The organism is Actinomadura sp. NPDC047616, from assembly GCF_040642915.1.
Lineage (GTDB): Bacteria > Actinomycetota > Actinomycetes > Streptosporangiales > Streptosporangiaceae > Spirillospora > Spirillospora miaoliensis.
The window spans coordinates 547,916-566,055 of sequence record NZ_JBEYTB010000002.1 but is presented as its reverse complement, the minus strand read 5'-3'; the positions used below and the strand labels follow the sequence as shown (position 1 = coordinate 566,055).

The following is an 18,140-nucleotide window of genomic DNA, read 5'->3' as shown; positions in this document are numbered from 1 at the left end:
CCCCAGGGAGTGATTTTCGTGATTTTGTGGCGGGCCAAACGGCACTTCACGTTGCTTTATAGGGCGTGAACTCGCTAGTTTCCCAACCCGTCCGACTCCGTCGAGTGGAAACCTGAGGTGACCCGGCGTGGCTCTTCCGCCCCTAACCCCCGAACAGCGCGCCGCAGCCCTGGAGAAGGCTGCCAAGGCCCGCAAGGAGCGGGCCGAGGTCAAGAACCGGCTCAAGCACGGGGGAACCTCGCTTGCCGAGGTCCTCAAGGAGGGGCAGACCGACGACGTCATCGGGAAGATGAAGGTGTCGGCCCTCCTGGAATCGCTGCCCGGTGTGGGCAAGGTCCGTGCGAAGCAGATCATGGAGCGCCTGGGCATCGCCGAGTCCCGCCGCGTGCGGGGTCTCGGCGCCAACCAGCGCGCCTCCCTGGAGCGTGAGTTCGGCGGCGGTGGAAACCGCTGACGAGCGACTCACGGGCGGGCGCGGCGGTGCAACCGTCGCGGCCGGCTCCGGCGCGCCCGGCGGCAGGCCCCCCGGCACGTCCGGCGGCGCGCCCTCATCCGGCTCCATCCCGTCCAGTCCCGGCGCGCCCAACACCGCGCCGGGCGGCTCCCCCTCGTCGCACGACTCCATGCTCCGGCGGCTGACGGTCCTGTCCGGGCCGTCGGGCGTCGGCAAGAGCACGGTCGTCGCCGAGATCCGGCGGGCCCACCCCGAGGTGTGGCTGTCGGTCTCGGTGACCACCCGGCCCCCCCGGCCGGGTGAGACCCACGGGGTGCAGTACTACTTCGTCGACGACGCCGGTTTCGACCGGCTCGTCGCCGAAGGGGAACTGCTCGAATGGGCCGAGTTCGCGGGCAACCGCTACGGCACCCCACGGCGGCCGGTCGTGGAACGGCTGGCCGCCGGGCGGCCCGTGCTGCTGGAGATCGATCTGCAGGGTGCGCGCCAGGTCCGGCGGGCGATGCCCGAGGCAATGCTGGTCTTCCTGGCGCCGCCCTCGTGGGAGGAGCTGGTCCGCCGCCTGGTCGGCCGCGGCACCGAGCCCGCGGACGTGATCGAGCGGCGGCTGGCGGCGGCACGCGTCGAGCTGGCCGCCGAGAAGGAGTTCGACGTGACGCTGGTGAACACGTCCGTCCAGGACGTGTGCCACGAACTGCTAACCTTGATGGCTGTTCGTCAATAGCCACGTCTAAGGGAAGGCCACATAGTGGCAGCCAGTTCCGAGGGCATCACCAACCCGTCGATCGACGAGCTCCTCGAGGTCGTCGACACCAAGTACGGCCTGGTCACCATCGCCGCCAAGCGCGCCCGGCAGATCAACGCCTACTACGCGCAGCTCGGCGAGGGGCTGCTGGAGTACGTGGGCCCGCTCGTGGAGACCCAGGTGCAGGAGAAGCCGCTGTCGATCGCGCTGCGCGAGACGCGGGAGGGCCTCCTGCACGCCGAGCCGATCGAGGGCTGAGACGCCCCGACCGCATAACGAAACATGACCGATCCCAGGCCGCGCGTCGTCCTCGGCGTCGGCGCCGGCATCGCCGCCTACAAGGTGTGCGAGCTGCTGCGACGGTTCACGGAGTCCGGACACGACGTGCGCGTGGTGCCGACCGCCGACGCGCTGCGCTTCGTCGGCGCCGCCACGTGGGAGGCGCTGTCGGGCCACCCGGTGTCGACCCAGGTGTGGGACGACGTCGACCAGGTGACGCATGTCCGCCTGGGCAAGGAGGCCGACCTGGTGTTCGTCGCCCCCGCCACCGCCGACCTGCTGGCGCGGGCCGCGCACGGCCGGGCCGACGACCTGCTCACCGGCACCCTGCTGACCGCCCGGTGCCCGGTGGTGTTCGCGCCCGCGATGCACACCGAGATGTGGGAGCACCCGGCGACCCAGGACAACGTGGCCGTGCTGCGCTCCCGCGGCGCGCTCGTCGTCGATCCCGCCTCGGGACGGCTGACCGGCGCCGACACCGGGCCGGGACGGCTGCCCGAGCCCGCCGAGCTGTTCGAGGTGGGCCGGCGGGTGCTGGCGCGCGGCGGCGCCGCGCCCGACCTCGCGGGCCGGCATGTGGTGATCTCGGCGGGCGGCACCCGTGAGGCGATCGACCCGGTGCGCTTCATCGGCAACCGCTCCTCGGGCCTGCAGGGGTACGCGCTGGCCCGCACGGCGGTGGCGCGCGGCGCGCGGGTGACCGTGGTGGCCGCCAACGTCGCCCTGCCCGACCCGGCGGGCGTGCGGGTGGTCGCCGTGGAGTCGGCCGCGCAGATGCGCGCGGCCGTGCTGGAGGTCGCCGCGGACGCCGACGCGGTGGTGATGGCCGCCGCCGTCGCCGACTTCCGTCCCGCGGGCTACCGGGACTCCAAGATCAAGAAGGTGCCGGGGGCGGAGCCGGAGCCGATCACGCTGGTCAAGAACCCCGACATCCTGGCCGAGCTGAGCGCCCGGCCGCGCGGCGGCCAGGTGGTGGTGGGGTTCGCCGCCGAGACCGACGACGTGCTGGCCGCGGGGCGCGACAAGCTCGCCCGCAAGGGCTGTGACCTGCTGGTGGTCAACGAGGTCGGCGCCGACCTGGCGTTCGGGCGGCCGGACAACGCCGCGGTGGTGCTGGCCGCCGACGGCGCCGAGACCCCGGTGCCGCGCGGCCCCAAGGAGGACCTGGCCGACGTGGTCTGGGACCTGGTCGCCGAACGTCTCGAACCGCGCGCCGGCGCGTCCTGAGCGCGTCCGGTGGCGACGAACCGCGACAACTGGTCAAATACCGCATTTGTCCGGTGGTGTCGTCGGACCGTGCCGAGGAATCATTGTCGCTAGACTTCCTCGAACACCGTCGTCGCCACGGTGCGGGGAACCCGTGTCCCCGCCGAGTCCACAATCCGTCCTGCGACATCAGTCAGCAGCCGCTGCAAGGAGTTCACGTACGTGTCTCGCCGCCTGTTCACCTCCGAGTCCGTCACCGAGGGACACCCGGACAAGATCGCGGACCAGATCAGCGACGCGATTCTCGACGCGATGCTCAAGGACGACCCGAAGAGCCGGGTCGCCGTCGAGACCATGATCACCACAGGGCAGGTGCACGTCGCCGGTGAGGTGACCACCGAGACCTACGTGGACATCCCGGGCGTGATCCGGGAGAAGATCCTCGAGATCGGATACGACTCGTCCAAGAAGGGCTTCGACGGGCACTCCTGCGGCGTGTCGGTCTCCATCGGCGCCCAGTCGCCCGACATCGCCCAGGGCGTCGACGACGCCTACGAGGCCCGCGAGGGCGAGGCCGGCGACGAGCTCGACCGGCAGGGCGCCGGCGACCAGGGCCTGATGTTCGGCTACGCGACCAACGAGACCCCCGACCTGATGCCGCTGCCGATCACGCTGGCGCACCGGCTGGCGCAGCGGCTGTCGCACGTCCGCAAGCAGGGCGTGGTGCCCTACCTGCGCCCGGACGGCAAGACCCAGGTGACCATCGAGTACGACGGCGACCGCGCGGTGCGCCTGGACACCGTGGTGGTCTCCAGCCAGCACGCCCCCGACATCGACCTCAAGGAGCTGCTGACCCCCGACGTCAAGGAGAACGTGGTCGACCCGGTGCTGGCCGACTTCGACCTGGACGCCGACGGGTACCGGCTGCTGGTCAACCCCACCGGCCGGTTCGAGATCGGCGGCCCGATGGGCGACGCGGGGCTGACCGGCCGCAAGATCATCGTCGACACCTACGGCGGCATGGCGCGGCACGGCGGCGGCGCGTTCTCCGGCAAGGACCCCTCCAAGGTGGACCGTTCGGCCGCCTACGCCATGCGCTGGGTCGCCAAGAACATCGTGGCCGCCGGGCTGGCCGACCGCGCCGAGGTGCAGGTCGCCTACGCCATCGGCAAGGCCCACCCGGTCGGGGTGTTCGTGGAGACCTTCGGCACCGAGAAGCTGCCGGTCGAGAAGATCCAGGGGGCCGTCCTGGAGGTGTTCGACCTGCGTCCGGCCGCCATCGTCCGCGACCTGGACCTGCTGCGCCCGATCTACCAGCAGACCGCCGCCTACGGCCACTTCGGCCGTCCCGAGCCCGACTTCTCCTGGGAGCGCACCGACCGCGCCAAGGACCTCGCGAGCGCCGCGGGCCTGTGACGCCCCGGCCGCGCGCGTCCACCGCGTTCACGATCCGCCCCCTCGCCTGACGGCCGGGGGGCGATCACAGAAGCGGCGAGATCGGTTCGCGTGGAGGCTTGTTCGAAGGCCCCGTGGAGTCCGTGCTCCACGGGGCCTTCGACGTTGCGGTCTTCTGTAGCGCGGTCTTCGGTGTCGCGTGCCGCCTGGCTAGCAGGCCGTGCCGCGCGGGAGCTTGTAGGCGGCCTTGAGGGTGTAGCGGCCGGGGGCCGTGGTGTGGAGGCGGGTGAAGTCGCCCTCGTGCGACAGGCACGCGCCCCCGGGGCCCTGGACGGCCAGCCACGGGGACCAGGAGACCCGCACGAGTGGCGACGCCCCCGCCTGGGGCACGTCCAGGACGAGCCGGTCCGCGGTGATGCGCACGACCGTGGCGGGCGGGTCGGCCAGGGGCTGGGGGTCGGTGACGCTGAACAGCCGCCAGTGCTCGTCGTGCCAGACCTCGCGCAGCCAGGGCTGGCCGCGCCGGATCAGCTCGGCCTCCTCCTCGGCCGACCAGTCGGTCTCCACCTCGGGCAGCACGACGTACCGCACGCCCCAGCGCAGCAGCCACTCGCGGTAGGCGGCGGGGGTGAGGGTGTCGTCGTAGAACAGCGCGTTGCGGTCGGCGTCGACCTGCCGGTTCCAGCCGCGGGCGAGCACGACGTGACGGCTGAGACCCGACGCCTCCCAGTGCGAGCGCAGCGGGACGACCTCCACGCGGCCCCGGTCGGCGCCGCGCCGCAGCAGCTGGGCGACCAGCTCGTCCGAGTGCCGGGCGGCGGCCATCGCGGGCCGGGTGTGGATCAGGTCGTCGACGGGCTTGAACACCTGCCACACGGCGGTGACGGCGAACGCGACGCCGAGCACGGCCAGCCTGCGCCGGTCGCGGACGACGGCCATGGCGCACAGCAGCAGCACGCCGCCGAACATCAGCGCCAGCCGCTCCACGTTGCTGCCGACGGGGGAGGGGATGAAGAAGGTCAGCGTGATCCCGGCCAGGTACACGGCGGTGCCGACGCGGACGGTGCGCCACTCCCGGGGCGCGCACAGCACCAGCGCGACGACGCTGGCGAGCGTGGGCAGCACCACGGCGGTGAAGGAGATCGGCTGGACGCCCTTGAACGGGAACAGCAGCGTCGTGGCGGCCACCACCGCCGGCGGGCCGGCGGCCAGGGCGCAGCCGGTGCGGCGCCGTCCGGTCAGGAACAGCGCCGCCGCCAGGACCATGACGAACAGGCCCGCCACGGGGCTGGCGAGCGTGGTCAGCACGGTCAGCGACGTCAGCGCGGCGCCGCGCACCAGGGGGGCGCCGCGCCGGGAGAACGCCACGACGGCGGCGATCAGCGCGAAGAACAGGCCGAGCCCGAACGTCACCCGTCCGGCGGCGGCGTTGCACGACAGCGAGAACGCCGCCCACAGCGCGGCGGGCAGCGTCAGCGGCGCCCGGAAGCGCACGAGCAGGTAGGCGGTGAGCGTGGCCGACAGCGTCCCGGTGACGCAGGCGACCGTGCGGATCCCCGCCCAGGCCATCAGGTACGGCGACAGGACGCTGTAGGAGGCGGGGTGCATGCCGCCGTACCAGAACAGGCTGTAGGGGGAGCCGGGGTGGTCGCGAGCGAAGTGGGTCCAGGCGTTCTGCGCCGCCAGGTCGCCGCCCTCGGCCGCCAGGAACAACCCCCACACCAGGTGCAGCGCCGCCGCCAGGAGGGTGGCGGCGGTGACGGGGTGGCGCGGGTCCGTCCAGCGGCGCCGGCGTCCGGAGCGCGGGGACGCGTCCCCGGGACGGTCGGCGCGTGACGGCCGTTCGCGCAGGTGGGAGAGGTCGGGGACCGCGGTCACAGCGACTTAAGGGGCGTAGGGGACGCTCGGAGCATCGGGCAATAATCCAATGAATTCGCCACGGCTTACAAACCGTGCGCGGCGGCGGCCCGGGCCCCGTGGCCGCCGTGGCGTCGGCCTGATCTGGTAGGACGGTTGGCGTGAGCAACGACGGCGGGGGAGCGGAGCTGATCCCGGGGCTGGACGACGTCCCGCGCGTGGCCGCCGAGCGCCCCGCCCGTCCGGACGGGCGTCCGGGGAAGAAGGGCGCGGGGAAGAAGGGCGCGGAGAAGAAGGGCGCGGGCAGGAAGGGCGCCCGGACGCCCGCCGAGACGCTGCCGGTCGCGCGGGTCGCGGTGGAGGTGCCGCTGGCCCATCTGGACCGTCCGTTCGACTACCTTGTGCCCGCCCAGCTCGACGCGCAGGCGGTGCCCGGGTGCCGGGTGCGGGTGCGGTTCGCCGGTCAGCTGGTGGACGGGCTGCTGCTCGACCGGGTCGCCGACAGCGCCCACGAGGGCAGGCTGGCCTACCTGGAGCGGGTCGTCTCGCCCGAGCCGGTGCTGACCCCGCAGGTGGCGGCGCTGGCCCGCGAGGTCGCCGACCGGTACGCGGGCACCTTCGCCGACGTGCTGCGCCTGGCGATCCCGCCGCGGCACGCCCGGGTGGAGGCCGAGCAGCCGCCCGCGGCCCCCGCCGCCGACGCGGACGGGCCGGCACCGGACCCGGGGCCGTGGCGGGAGTACCCGGCCGGGCCGTCGTTCCTGGCCGCCCTGGCGGACGGGCGGGCGCCCCGCGCGGTGTGGACGGCCCTGCCCGGCCCCGCGTGGACGGCGGCGATCGCCCGCGCCGTCGCGGTGACCCTGGCGGCCGGGCGCGGCGCGCTGGTCGTCCTGGCCGACGGGCGCGACGTGGCCCGCGTGGACGCGGCGCTGACCGCCGAGCTGGGGGAGGGACGGCACGTCGCGCTGACCGCCGAGCCCGGCCCCGCCGAACGCTACCGGCGCTGGCTGGCGGTGCTGCGCGGCACCGCCCGCGCCGTCGTCGGCACCCGGGCGGCGATGTTCGCGCCCGTCGCCGACCTCGGCCTGGTCGTGCTGTGGGACGACGGCGACGACGTGCACGCCGAGCCGCACGCCCCGTACCCGCATCCCCGCGAGGTGCTGGCGCTGCGCGCCCACCGGGGCGGCGCGGCCGCGCTGTTCGGCGGGTTCACCCGCACCACCGAGGCCACCCAGCTGGTGGAGACCGGCTGGGCGCACGCGCTGGCGCCCGAGCGGACGCGCGTCCGCCAGGTCATGCCGCGGGTGCGGCCCGCCGGCGACGACGCCGAGCTGGCCCGCGACGGCGCCGCCCGCACCGCCCGCCTGTCGCATCTGGCGTTCGAGACGGCCCGGGGCGCGCTGCGGGACGGCCCGGTGCTGGTGCAGGTGCCGCGCCGCGGCTACCTGCCGGGCCTGGCGTGCGGGCGCTGCCGCGGCCCGGCCCGGTGCGGCGCCTGCCAGGGGCCGCTGGCGCTGACGTCGTCGCACGCCACCCCCTACTGCCGCTGGTGCGGGCGGATCGCGGGCGACTGGCGCTGCCCCCAGTGCGGGCACATCCACGTGCGGGCGGTCGTCGTCGGGGCGCGGCGCACGGCCGAGGAGCTGGGCAGGGCGTTCCCCGGCGTCAACGTCAGGACCTCCGGGCGCGACGGGGTGCTCGACACGGTCGGCGCGGAGCCCGCGCTGGTGGTGTCCACGCCCGGCGCCGAGCCGGTCGCGGACGGCGGCTACGCGGCCGCGCTGCTGCTGGACGGCTGGGTGCTGCTGGGCCGTCCCGACCTGCGGGCGGGGGAGGAGACCCTGCGCCGCTGGATGAACGCCGCCGCGCTCGTCCGCCCCTCGGCGCCGGTCGTGGTGGCCGCCGACGGGTCGCTCCCGGCCGTGCAGGCGCTCATCCGCTGGGACCCGGTCACGTTCGCCGAACGGGAGCTGGCCGAACGGCGCGGCGTGGGGTTCCCGCCCGCCGTGCGCATGGCCTCGCTCACCGCGTCCCCGGCGGCGGTCCGCGAACTGCTGGCCGAGGCGCGCCTGCCGGACGGCGCCGAGGTGCTCGGCCCCGTGCCGGTGCCCACCCCGCCCTCCGGCGCGTCCCCCGACAGGGAGGCCCAGGGCAGGGAACGCGCCCTCATCCGGGTGCCGCGCGGCGCGGGGCTCGCGCTCGCCCGCGCGCTGAAGGAGGCGCAGGGAGTGCGCAGCGCTCGTAAAGCTCCGGAAACGGTGCGCGTCCAGATCGACCCCCTGGAGCTGGTCTGACCACTAGGGTTCTCCGAGTGGCCGACAACTGCGTGGACGACTGGGTCAGCGGCGTGGACGACGCGCTGCGGGAGTGGGCGGACGAGCACGGCGGCGAGTCCGTCGACCCGCGGGGCGCGCGGCTGCTGCTCGACCTCATGCGCGACGACCTCGGGCTGGCCGGGCCGGGCGGGCTGACGCCCGCGCTGCTGCGCCGCCTGCTGCTGGAGATCTTCCCCGAGACGGTGGTCGCGGGCGCCGACGAGGTGCCCGACATCCTCGCCACCGCGCACCGCCTCGTGGCGTTCCTCGGCGAGTCCGGCGCCGTCCCGGCCGCACGCGCCGCCGAGCTGACCGCCGAGCTGGACGCGCTCGCGCCCCGGTTCGCCGAGGTGGTGACGGCCGCCGACACCGCCGAACGGCAGGCCGCGGCCGAGGTGATCCACGGCATGATGGTCGCCGAGGGGGTCGACCCGGACGACGCCGAGGCGGTCGAGCGGTGGGTGCGCGAGTTCGAGGCGCTGCCGGAGGCCGAGCGGTTCGCGCGCACCGAGGAGTACCTGCGCCGGGCCGAGGAACTGGTCGTCCCGCCGGTCCGGCTGGCGCCCGAGGCCGAGCTGGCCGCCGCCGCGCGCCGCTCCCCGCTCGTCGCCGAGGCGCTGTCGGGCGGCTCCGACCGGCTCCGGCAGGCCGCGGACGAGGCGGGGATCACCGAGGACGCCGGTGACGACGACCACGCGGTCCTGGACGCCTGGCTGCGGCTGTTCGACGCCGTGGCGGTGCCCGAGCACGACCCGTCCGGCGGCCTGAGCCCGGCCCAGCTGGTGCAGAACGAGCTGACCGGCGTGCTCATCCACCTCTACGAGCAGGACGAGCCGACCGCCCCCGAGCCGCTGGCGGCCGCGCTGATGCTCCACGTCGAGCAGGAGTACGAGGTCGCCGACGACCGGCGGACCCTGACCGCCGCGGTGGAGACCGCGCTGGCCGAGGAGATCGACAACCTGGTCCGCTGGGGCGTGGCCGAGACGCGCGACGGCGGCTTCGCGCTCACCCCGCTGGGCGTGTGGGGCGTGCGGGAGCTGCTGCTGGCCGACGGGTTCGTGGCGCCGCAGGTGGGCGAGCTGGCGGAGGTCCCGGCCGCGGACCTGGTGGCCGGGCTGACCTGGCACCGGCACGACACCGCCGACGAGGAGATCGACGGCTGGCTGGCCCGCCGCGACCCCCGCGACGCCGCCGCCGAGCTGCTGGAGGTCATGCGGACCGGCACCCCCGGCGCCCGCAACCTGGCCGCCGCCGTGCTCGAACGCGTCGGCCCGCAGGCCGCCGGCGCCGTCCGGGACGCCGTGCGGCACGCGCCCGTCCGGCCGTACGCCACGCTGTGGCTGAGCCGCAACGGCGACCCCGGCGCCGAGCTGAGCCGCGCCGAGTACGTGTGGATGTTCGTCGACTCGGTCGCCGGGATGATGGAGACCGCCGAACCCGACGAGGCGGTGCGGGCGGCCCTGGCCAAGGCGCCGGCCGACGCCGACATGGGCGCGCTGATCGACGACATCTGGCGCGCCGAGCACCCCGACGCCACCGACGTGCTCGTGGCGCTGGGCGACCACCACCCCGACAAGGCGCTGGCGAAGGCGGCCCGCACCGCCGCCTACAAGGCGCGGTCCAGCCGCAACGGCGCGGCGCCGCGGGGCGGGGACGCCTCCGGATCTTCGTAGACTGGGAGCACACCCACCGCGTGACAGGGCGCGAACTCGCAGAAGCACCGTAGGGAACGGAGTCCTCGTTGGCCGTCAAGCCCATCCGCCTCTTCGGCGACCCCGTGCTGCGCACCCCGGCCGAACCGGTCAAGGACTTCGACAAGGAGCTGCGCCGCCTCGTCAAGGACCTGACCGACACCATGATCGACGCGCCCGGCGCGGGCCTGGCCGCGCCGCAGCTCGGCGTGAGCCTGCGGGTGTTCACCTACTACGTCGACGACCGCCTCGGCCACCTGGTCAACCCGACCCTGGACCTGTCGGAGGAGCAGGAGACCGACGACGAGGGCTGCCTGTCGCTGCCCGGCCTGTCGTTCCCCACGCCGCGCGCGGTCCGCGCGGTCGCCAAGGGCTTCAACATGCACGGCGAGCCGATCACCCTGGAGGGCACGCACCTGCTGGCCCGCTGCGTCCAGCACGAGACCGACCACCTGGACGGCGTGATCTTCATCGACCGGATGGACGCCGAGCAGCGCAGGGCCGCGATGAAGGCGATCCGCGAGGCCGAGTGGTTCGGCGAGCCCGCGCCGGTGGTCAAGCAGTCCCCGCACCCCACGTTCGGGAAGGCCATCTAGGGTGAAGCTCGTTTTCGCCGGAACCCCGGAGGCGGCGGTGCCGTCGCTGGAGGCGCTGCTGGAGTCCGGGCACGAGGTGGCGGCCGTCGTCACCCGTCCCGACGCGCCCGCCGGACGCGGCCGCAGGCCGGCGCCCAGCCCGGTCGGGCGGCGCGCCGCCGAGGCCGGGATCGAGGTCCTCAAGCCCGCGAAGGTCCGCGACCCCGAGTTCCTGGACCGGCTGCGCGAGATCGCCCCCGACTGCTGCCCCGTCGTCGCCTACGGGGCGCTGCTGCCGCCCGTCGCGCTCGCCATCCCCCGCCACGGCTGGGTGAACCTGCACTTCTCCCTGCTGCCGGCCTGGCGCGGCGCCGCGCCCGTCCAGCACGCCATCCTGCACGGCGACGACGTGACCGGCGCCGCCACCTTCCAGATCGAGGAGGGCCTGGACACCGGCCCGGTCTACGGGGTGCTGACCGAGCCGATCAGCGACGACGACACCGCCGGGACGCTGATGGAGCGCCTCGCGCACGCGGGCGCGCGGCTGCTGGTCGACACGATGAACGGCATCGAGGCGGGCATCCTGGAACCGCGCCCGCAGCCCGGCGACGGCGTCTCGCACGCCGCCAAGATCACCCCGGAGGACGCGCGGGTCGACTGGGCCGCCCCGGCCATGCGGGTCGACCGGCTCGTCCGCGCCTGCACGCCCGCGCCCGGCGCCTGGACCACCTTCCGCGGCGAACGCCTCAAGCTCGGCCCCGTCCGCCCCTGCGTGGGCGGCGACCCGCTGCCCCCCGGCGCGCTGCGCGTGCGCAAGAACGAGGTGCTGGCCGGCACGAGCACGTCCCCGGTCGTGCTCGGCGAGGTCCAGCCGCAGGGCAAGCGCCGCATGAACGCCCTCGACTGGACGCGCGGCGTCCGGCTCACCGACGAGGACCGCCTGGACTGATGCCGCCCGCCCACCGCAACCAGCGCGGCCGCCGCGGCGCCCCCCGCCGGCCCGGCGGCCCCCGCCGCACCGGCCGTCCCCCCGAGGACCTGGCCCGCCGCACCGCGTTCGACGTCATCCGGGCCGTGCAGACCCGCGACGCCTACGCCAACCTGCTGCTGCCCAACCGCCTGCGCTCGCGCGGACTGACCGGACGCGACGCCGCGCTCGCCACCGAGCTGACCTACGGCACACTGCGCGGCCGCGGCACCTACGACGCCGTCCTGGCGCTGTGCAGCGACCGTGAGCTGCGCCGCATCGACCCGCCGCTGCTGGACGTGCTGCGGCTGGGCGCCCACCAGATCCTGGCCACCCGCATCCCGCCGCACGCCGCCGTCGGCACCGCCGTCGACCTGGCCAGGTCGGTCGCCGGCCCGGGGCACGCCAAGTTCGCCAACGCCGTGCTGCGCAAGGTCGCCACCCGCGACCTGACGGCGTGGCTGGCCATCGTCGCGCCCGAGGGCGGCGACGAGGTGGCGCGGCTGTCGGTCGCGCACAGCCACCCCACGTGGATCGTCTCGGCGCTGCGCGACTCTCTCGGGCCCGACCGCGGCGAGATCGAACGGCTGCTGGCCGCCGACAACGAACGTCCCCACGTCACCCTGGTGGCCCGGCCCGGCCGCGCCACCCCGGAGGAGTTGTACGAGGCGGGGGCCGAGCCGGCGCCGCACTCCCCCTACGGGGCGGTGCTGCCCGAGGGAGACCCCGCCGCGATCCCGGCCGTCCAGGAGGGCCGCGCCGCCGTCCAGGACGAGGCCAGCCAGCTCGTCGCGCTCGCCCTGGCCGCCGTGCCGCTGGACGGCCCCGACGCCCGCTGGCTCGACATGTGCGCCGGGCCCGGCGGCAAGGCGGGCCTGCTGTCGGCCGTGGCCGCGCAGCGCGACGCCCGCCTGCTGGCCGCCGACGTGCAGCCGCACCGCGCCGGGCTGGTCCGCGGCGCCGTGGACGACCGCGCCGGCGTGATCGTCGCCGACGGCACCGCGCCCGCCTGGCGTCCCGGCGCGTTCGACCGCGTGCTGCTGGACGCGCCGTGCACCGGCCTGGGCGCGCTGCGGCGCCGTCCCGAGGCGCGGTGGCGGCGCGGCCCCGAGGCCGTGGCCGAGCTGACGCCGCTGCAGCGGGGGCTGCTGGCGTCGGCGCTGGAGGCGGTCCGCCCCGGCGGGGTGGTCGCGTACGTGACGTGCTCGCCGCACCTGGCCGAGACCAGCGTGGTCGTGGACGACGTGCTGCGCGGCCGCGACGACGTGGAGCGCCTCGACTCCCCGGCGGCGCTCGCCGCCGTCGCGCCCGCCCTGACCGGCGTCGCGACGGCCGAGGACGGCTACGCCCGGTTCTGGCCGCACCGGCACGGCACCGACGCGATGTTCCTGGCCCTGCTGCGCCGCCGCTGAGACACGCCCTCTGACCTGCTCTCGGTAACGCCAGGGAACCTTTGCGTGTTGGACGGCGGTTCTTCTGGGGACGTCTCAGTAACGTTGGCGGTCTGCCGGACAGGAACGTCCCGGGGGAGTCCTTGGTGCTCACCGATTTCATGGAGGCCATGTCGTTCATCGGGAGCGGCGGCGTCTACCTGTCGCTTCTGGTGCTCGTCTACTGGTGCGTGGATCCCCGGTGGGGGGCCAGGGCCGCGGTGCTGCTGACGATCAGCACGGTGCTCAACACCGTGCTGAAGCTGTTCTTCCACGAGCCGCGGCCGTTCTGGACCGACACCTCGATCACCGGGCACGAGCCGCGCGACTCGTTCGGCATGCCGTCCGGGCACGCCCAGAGCGCGGCGGTGTTCTGGGGCTTCGCCGCCGCGCGGGCACCGGCGGGCCGTCCGGCGCTGCGCCGCGCGGCCTGGGCGGTCGCGCTGGTGATGATCGGCCTGATCGGGGCGTCGCGGGTCGTGCTGGGCGTGCACTCGATCGGGCAGGTGGCCGCCGGGTACGCGATCGGCGCGGTCCTGCTGGCGGTCGGGCTGCACCTGGAGCCGCTGGTGGTGCCGTGGTGGACGCGGCGTCCGCTCGCCGCGCAGCTCGGGCTGGCGCTGGGCGTGTCGCTGGTCCTCGCCGGGTTCGGCTGGGCCGCGGTGGAGGCGCTGGACGGCTGGCACTGGCCCGCGTCCTGGGCGCACGCGATCGCGGCGGCCGGCGGCCGCGTCGAGCCGATCACCGTGGGCGACTCCGCGGCCGCGGCGGGCGGTCTGTTCGGCCTGCTGGCGGGCCTGTCGTGGATGGCCTACCGGGGCGGGTACGACGCGTCCGGGCAGGTGTGGCGGCGGCTGGCGCGCGTCCCGGTGGGCGCGGTGGGCGTGTCGGCGTTCTACACCCTCGGGCTGTTCCTCGGCACCCAGCCGGTGCAGGCGTTCGCCGGGCATGCGCTGCTGGCGCTGTGGGCGACGGCCGGGGCGCCGGAGGCGTTCATGCGGCTCGGGCTGGCGCCGCGCACCACCCGCGCGGTCACCCGGGCGGGTGAGGAGCGCGCCGAGGTGCGGCAATAGACTCGGTCCATCATGGCCGCACCGCAGATCTCTCCCAGCATCCTGTCCGCCGACTTCGCCCGGCTCGCCGACGACGTGGCCGCCATCTCCGGCGCCGCCGACTGGGTGCACGTCGACGTGATGGACAACCACTTCGTGCCCAACCTCACCCTCGGGCTGCCGGTGGTGCAGGCGCTGCTCAAGCACAGCGCGCTGCCGCTGGACTGCCACCTGATGATCGAGGACCCGGACCGCTGGGCGCCCCAGTACGCCGAGGCGGGGGCGGGCAGCGTCACCATCCACGCCGAGGCGGCCAAGGCGCCGATCCGCACCCTGCGCGCCATCCGCGCCGCCGGGGCCCGCGCCGGCCTCGGCATCAACCCGGCGACGCCGGTCGAGCCGTACGAGGACCTGCTCGGCGAGATCGACATGCTGCTGCTGATGACCGTCGAGCCGGGCTTCGGCGGGCAGAAGTTCCTGGACGTGGTGCTGCCCAAGGTCCGCCGCGCCCGCCAGATGATCAAGGGGCGGGACCTGAACGTGTGGCTGCAGGTCGACGGCGGCGTCAGCGCCGAGACGATCGAGCGGTGCGCCGAGGCGGGCGCCGACGTGTTCGTGGCGGGCAGCGCCGTGTACGGCGCCGACGACCCGGCCGACGCCGTGCGCCGCCTGCGCGCCCAGGCGGAGCGCGCCGCCCCCGCCGGCTGAACCCTCGCCTGCTGCACCTCTGTCGGCGAACCCCGGCCGGCTGAACCCTGCCGGGTGGACCGCTACCAAGCGAGCGCTTGGTTGGCCACATCCGGCCGTGGGAAGTCTCACATCCGGCCGGGAATGCGCGGCATGGCACACTGGTTGGCAGCAGTGAACGCGTGCTCCGGGGTCGGTGAAAGTCCGAACCGGCGGTGACAGTCCGCGACCCGGCCGAATCCATCGGCCGGTTGACCCGGTGGAATTCCGGGACCGACGGTGAAAGTCCGGATGGGAGGCAGCGCGCGAGGCGTCCTTTTCCGCCGCCGTGGCGGCCGGGACGGGGACGCCGGCCGTACGCACCGTACGCACGTCCCGGAGCCCGTGCCGACGCATGAGGAGGCCCCGGGACATGTTCACCGGCATCGTCGAGGAACTCGGCGAGATCGTCGCGCTGGAGCCCGCCGGAGACTCGGCGCGCATCACCATCCGCGGTCCGCTCGTCACGCAGGACGCGGTGCACGGCGCGTCGATCGCCGTCAACGGCGTCTGTCTGACCGTGGTCGAGGTCAAGGACGACGCCTTCACCGCCGACGCGGTCAAGGAGACGCTGGATCGCTCCAGCCTCGGCGCGCTCGGCCCCGGCTCCCGCGTCAACCTCGAGCGCCCCGTGCGCCTGTCCGACCGGCTCGGCGGCCACCTGGTGCAGGGCCACGTGGACGGCGTCGGCCGCCTGATCTCCCGCGAGCCCGGCGAACGCTGGGACGTGGTCACCTTCTCCCTGCCGCCCGAGCTGTCCCGCTACGTGGTGGACAAGGGCTCCATCACCGTCGACGGCGTCAGCCTCACCGTGGTCGAGGCGGGCGCGGACCGCTTCAGCGTCGCGCTCATCCCCACCACCCTGGAGCTGACCACGCTCGGGCTCAAGCGGCCCGGCGACCCGGTGAACCTCGAAGTGGACGTGGTGGCCAAGTACGTCGAGCGCATGCTCGGGAGCCGGGTGGTCCCGTGAGCTGGTACGAGGCCGGATTCCACGTCGCCGGGCAGAAGGTGCTGTGGACCGACCTGGTGGGCAACGCCTGCGCCCTGGGCACGGTCTGGCTGGCGACGCTGCGCACCGTCTGGACGTGGCCGGTGCAGCTGGCCGGATCGGTGCTGCTGTTCGCCGCGTCCCTCAGCGCCCACGTCACCGGCAACGCGCTCAAGCAGGTGATGTTCGCCGTGCTGGCGGTGTACGGCTGGCAGAGGTGGGCGCACGGCACGCGCCGGGCCGACGGCCTGCCCGTGCGTTTCGGCACCGTCCGCGAGCGCACCGCGCTGCTGGCCGCCACGGTGGCCGGGACGGTCGTCGTGGCGATGCTGTTCGAGCACTTCGACGCGTCCTGGGCGCCCTGGCCGGACGCCTACATCTTCGTGGGCAGCGCGGCCGCGACCTTCGCCCAGGGCCGCGCGCTGATCGACTTCTGGTGGATCTGGCTGGCGGTCGATCTCGTGGGCGTGCCCCTGGCCCTGATGTCCGGCCTGTGGGTGACCGGCGCGGTGTACGGCGTCTTTTTGGTACTCGTGTTGAACGGGTACCGCGACTGGCGCCGTATCTGGCAGGCGCGAAGCGTGCATACCCCCCGACCCGAGGCGGTGGCCAATTGACCGAGACCGTGACCGACACCGTGACCGAGACCGTGACCCACACCCAGACCGACACCCAGACCGACACCGAGGGCGTCTTCGACGACATCGAGGCCGCCGTCGCCGACATCGCGGCGGGCCGGCCCGTCCTCGTCGTCGACGACGAGGACCGCGAGAACGAGGGCGACATCATCTTCGCCGCCGCCAGGGCGACCCCCGAGCTGCTGACGTTCGCCATCCGCCACACCAGCGGCGTGATCTGCGTGCCGATGCCCGGCGAGGACCTGGACCGGCTGGGCGTCCCGCTGATGACCGCGCAGAACGGCGAGGCCATGCGCACCGCGTTCACCGTCAGCGTGGACGCCCGCGAGGGCATCGACACCGGCATCTCCGCCGCCGACCGGGCCCACACCATCCGGCTGCTGGCCGACCCCGCCACCGGCCCGGCCGACCTCGTCCAGCCGGGGCACATCTTCCCGCTGCGCTACCGGCCCGGCGGGGTGCTGCGCCGCCGCGGCCACACCGAGGCCGCCGTGGACCTGGCCCGGCTGGCCGGCCTGCCGCCGGTCGGCGTGCTGGCCGAGGTCGTCAACGACGACGGCACCATGGCCCGGCTGCCCGAGCTGCAGGTGTTCGCCAAGGAGCACGGGCTCAGGCTGATCTCCATCGAGCAGCTCGCCGAGTACCGGCGCCGCCGCGAGCCGACGGTCACCCGGGTCGTGGAGACCCGGCTGCCCAACCGGTTCGGGATGTGGCGGGCCGTCGGGTTCGCCAGCGAGATCGACGGCGGCGAGCACGTCGCGCTCGTCCTCGGCGACCTGGGCGACGGCGAGGACGTGCTGGTGCGGGCGCACTCCGAATGCCTGACCGGCGACGTGCTGCACTCCGAGCGCTGCGACTGCGGCACCCAGCTGGACGCGGCCATGGAACGCGTCGCCGCCGAGGGCCGCGGCGTGATCCTCTACCTGCGCGGGCACGAGGGCCGCGGCATCGGCCTGCTGGCCAAGCTGCGCGCCTACGCGCTGCAGGACGGCGGCTCCGACACCGTGGACGCCAACCTGGAGCTGGGGCTGCCGGCCGACGCCCGCGAGTACTCCAACGCCGCGCACATGCTGCGCGAGCTGGGCGTGCGGTCGGTCCGGGTGCTCACCAACAACCCGCGCAAGCTCGCCGGGCTGGACGGCTTCGGCCTGCGGATCCTGGGCCGCGAGAGCCTGCCCACCGTCGTCACCGAGCACAACCGCCGCTACCTGGCGGCCAAGCGCGACCGTCTCGGCCACCAGATCGAGGGCCTGGCGGCGAAGGAGGAGGTCTCATGAGCGGGACGGGCCGTCCCGAGGACACCGTCGTCGACGCGCGCGACCTGACCCTCGGCGTGGTGTGCACGCGCTGGCATCCGCAGGTCACCGATACCCTGTTGGAGCGGGCGCTGGCCGCGGCCAAGGCGTGCGGCGTGGCCGAGCCCGTCGTCGCGCGCGTCGCGGGGGCGCTGGAGATCCCGGTGGTCGCCCAGCGGCTCGCCCGCGACCTGGACGCCGTGGTGTGCCTCGGCGCGGTGATCCGCGGCGAGACCGCCCACTTCGACTACGTGTGCGACTCGGTCACCGCCGGCGTGACGCGGGTCGCGCTCGACGAGTCGACACCGGTGGGCAACGGCGTCCTGACGTGTGACACCATGGAACAGGCACTCGACCGAAGCGGGCTGCCGGGCAGCCGCGAGGACAAGGGATGGGAGGCGACTGTGGCCGCACTCGACACGGCACTGACCCTGCGAGGGCTGCGGCATCACGGTCACGCCGGGCACGGCGTGGAGCATCCTGGCTCCTGAACGTCCCCCGGTTCCGTCGATTCCATCCTTCGA

The 18,140-nt window shown here is 74.6% G+C and carries 17 protein-coding genes and 1 riboswitch; of the genes, 16 read left to right on the top strand and 1 reads right to left on the bottom strand.

Annotated features, from left to right (window positions below; all coding sequences use genetic code 11):
- The first annotated feature begins 127 nt into the window (after nt 1-127).
- The 5 genes from mihF to metK all read left to right on the top strand — a co-directional run bounded on the left by mihF (nt 128) and on the right by metK (nt 4,100).
- The gene (gene mihF, locus ABZ801_RS06815) at nt 128-454 is read left to right on the top strand and encodes an integration host factor, actinobacterial type (RefSeq protein WP_285492525.1); all 327 of its coding nucleotides are present in this window, start codon (nt 128-130) and stop codon (nt 452-454) included.
- Between the two features lie 169 nt (nt 455-623).
- Nucleotides 624-1,178, top strand: coding sequence for a guanylate kinase (gene gmk, locus ABZ801_RS06810; protein WP_344955562.1), 555 nt, complete (start codon nt 624-626; stop codon nt 1,176-1,178).
- A 24-nt stretch (nt 1,179-1,202) separates the two neighbouring features.
- The gene (rpoZ, locus tag ABZ801_RS06805) at nt 1,203-1,457 is read left to right on the top strand and encodes a DNA-directed RNA polymerase subunit omega (RefSeq protein ID WP_285492526.1); all 255 of its coding nucleotides are present in this window, start codon (nt 1,203-1,205) and stop codon (nt 1,455-1,457) included.
- Nucleotides 1,458-1,481: 24 nt separating this feature from the next.
- Nucleotides 1,482-2,705 (top strand): bifunctional phosphopantothenoylcysteine decarboxylase/phosphopantothenate--cysteine ligase CoaBC, encoded by a 1,224-nt coding sequence (coaBC, locus tag ABZ801_RS06800; RefSeq protein ID WP_360693815.1) that lies wholly within the window; start codon nt 1,482-1,484, stop codon nt 2,703-2,705.
- 201 nt (nt 2,706-2,906) lie between these two features.
- The gene (gene metK / locus ABZ801_RS06795; protein ID WP_344955405.1) at nt 2,907-4,100 is read left to right on the top strand and encodes a methionine adenosyltransferase; all 1,194 of its coding nucleotides are present in this window, start codon (nt 2,907-2,909) and stop codon (nt 4,098-4,100) included.
- Nucleotides 4,101-4,289: 189 nt separating this feature from the next.
- Here the strand turns inward: metK and ABZ801_RS06790 are convergent, their stop codons facing one another.
- A complete protein-coding gene (locus ABZ801_RS06790) occupies nt 4,290-5,957 on the bottom strand; it encodes an MFS transporter (protein ID WP_360693811.1) in 1,668 nt (555 codons plus the stop codon).
- A gap of 140 nt (nt 5,958-6,097) precedes the next feature.
- On the opposite strand from ABZ801_RS06790, the gene ABZ801_RS06785 reads away from it, so the two are divergent.
- From ABZ801_RS06785 to ribH, 11 genes are all read left to right on the top strand, one after another.
- The gene (locus tag ABZ801_RS06785) at nt 6,098-8,230 is read left to right on the top strand and encodes a primosomal protein N' (RefSeq protein WP_360693808.1); all 2,133 of its coding nucleotides are present in this window, start codon (nt 6,098-6,100) and stop codon (nt 8,228-8,230) included.
- A gap of 17 nt (nt 8,231-8,247) precedes the next feature.
- Nucleotides 8,248-9,924 (top strand): hypothetical protein, encoded by a 1,677-nt coding sequence (locus tag ABZ801_RS06780; protein ID WP_360693805.1) that lies wholly within the window; start codon nt 8,248-8,250, stop codon nt 9,922-9,924.
- A 68-nt stretch (nt 9,925-9,992) separates the two neighbouring features.
- Nucleotides 9,993-10,538, top strand: a complete 546-nt coding sequence (def, locus tag ABZ801_RS06775; RefSeq protein ID WP_344955413.1) for a peptide deformylase — start codon at nt 9,993-9,995, stop codon at nt 10,536-10,538.
- Between the two features lies 1 nt (nt 10,539).
- Entirely contained in the window at nt 10,540-11,466 is a 927-nt protein-coding gene (gene fmt / locus ABZ801_RS06770) for a methionyl-tRNA formyltransferase (protein WP_344955415.1), read from the top strand.
- Entirely contained in the window at nt 11,466-12,896 is a 1,431-nt protein-coding gene (locus ABZ801_RS06765) for a transcription antitermination factor NusB (RefSeq protein ID WP_360693801.1), read from the top strand. The genes fmt and ABZ801_RS06765 overlap by 1 nt, the downstream gene beginning before the upstream one ends.
- A 125-nt stretch (nt 12,897-13,021) precedes the next feature.
- Nucleotides 13,022-13,987, top strand: a complete 966-nt coding sequence (locus tag ABZ801_RS06760; RefSeq protein ID WP_360693798.1) for a phosphatase PAP2 family protein — start codon at nt 13,022-13,024, stop codon at nt 13,985-13,987.
- A gap of 12 nt (nt 13,988-13,999) precedes the next feature.
- Nucleotides 14,000-14,674 carry a ribulose-phosphate 3-epimerase gene (gene rpe, locus ABZ801_RS06755; protein WP_344955421.1) on the top strand — a complete coding sequence of 225 codons (675 nt, stop codon included), beginning with the start codon at nt 14,000-14,002 and terminating at the stop codon, nt 14,672-14,674.
- A gap of 157 nt (nt 14,675-14,831) precedes the next feature.
- Nucleotides 14,832-14,962: riboswitch (FMN riboswitch) on the top strand.
- Nucleotides 14,963-15,065: 103 nt separating this feature from the next.
- Nucleotides 15,066-15,665 carry a riboflavin synthase gene (locus tag ABZ801_RS06750; protein ID WP_360693794.1) on the top strand — a complete coding sequence of 200 codons (600 nt, stop codon included), beginning with the start codon at nt 15,066-15,068 and terminating at the stop codon, nt 15,663-15,665.
- On the top strand, nt 15,662-16,300 hold the full coding sequence (locus tag ABZ801_RS06745) for a nicotinamide mononucleotide transporter family protein (protein ID WP_360693791.1): 639 nt from the start codon (nt 15,662-15,664) through the stop codon (nt 16,298-16,300). Before ABZ801_RS06750 ends, ABZ801_RS06745 begins: the two co-directional genes overlap by 4 nt.
- 32 nt (nt 16,301-16,332) lie before the next feature.
- Nucleotides 16,333-17,598 (top strand): bifunctional 3,4-dihydroxy-2-butanone-4-phosphate synthase/GTP cyclohydrolase II, encoded by a 1,266-nt coding sequence (locus ABZ801_RS06740; protein WP_360694158.1) that lies wholly within the window; start codon nt 16,333-16,335, stop codon nt 17,596-17,598.
- On the top strand, nt 17,595-18,107 hold the full coding sequence (gene ribH / locus ABZ801_RS06735) for a 6,7-dimethyl-8-ribityllumazine synthase (protein ID WP_344955427.1): 513 nt from the start codon (nt 17,595-17,597) through the stop codon (nt 18,105-18,107). The genes ABZ801_RS06740 and ribH overlap by 4 nt, the downstream gene beginning before the upstream one ends.
- Nucleotides 18,108-18,140 lie beyond the last annotated feature (33 nt).

What these genes read in the sequence shown, in the direction of transcription:
- gmk (WP_344955562.1), top strand. Translation starts at nt 624, where the DNA reads ATGCTCCGGCGGCTGACGGTCCTGTCCGGGCCGTCGGGCGTCGGCAAG.
- coaBC (WP_360693815.1), top strand. Translation starts at nt 1,482, where the DNA reads ATGACCGATCCCAGGCCGCGCGTCGTCCTCGGCGTCGGCGCCGGCATC.
- ABZ801_RS06765 (WP_360693801.1), top strand. Translation starts at nt 11,466, where the DNA reads ATGCCGCCCGCCCACCGCAACCAGCGCGGCCGCCGCGGCGCCCCCCGC.
- rpe (WP_344955421.1), top strand. Translation starts at nt 14,000, where the DNA reads ATGGCCGCACCGCAGATCTCTCCCAGCATCCTGTCCGCCGACTTCGCC.
- ABZ801_RS06750 (WP_360693794.1), top strand. Translation starts at nt 15,066, where the DNA reads ATGTTCACCGGCATCGTCGAGGAACTCGGCGAGATCGTCGCGCTGGAG.
- ribH (WP_344955427.1), top strand. Translation starts at nt 17,595, where the DNA reads ATGAGCGGGACGGGCCGTCCCGAGGACACCGTCGTCGACGCGCGCGAC.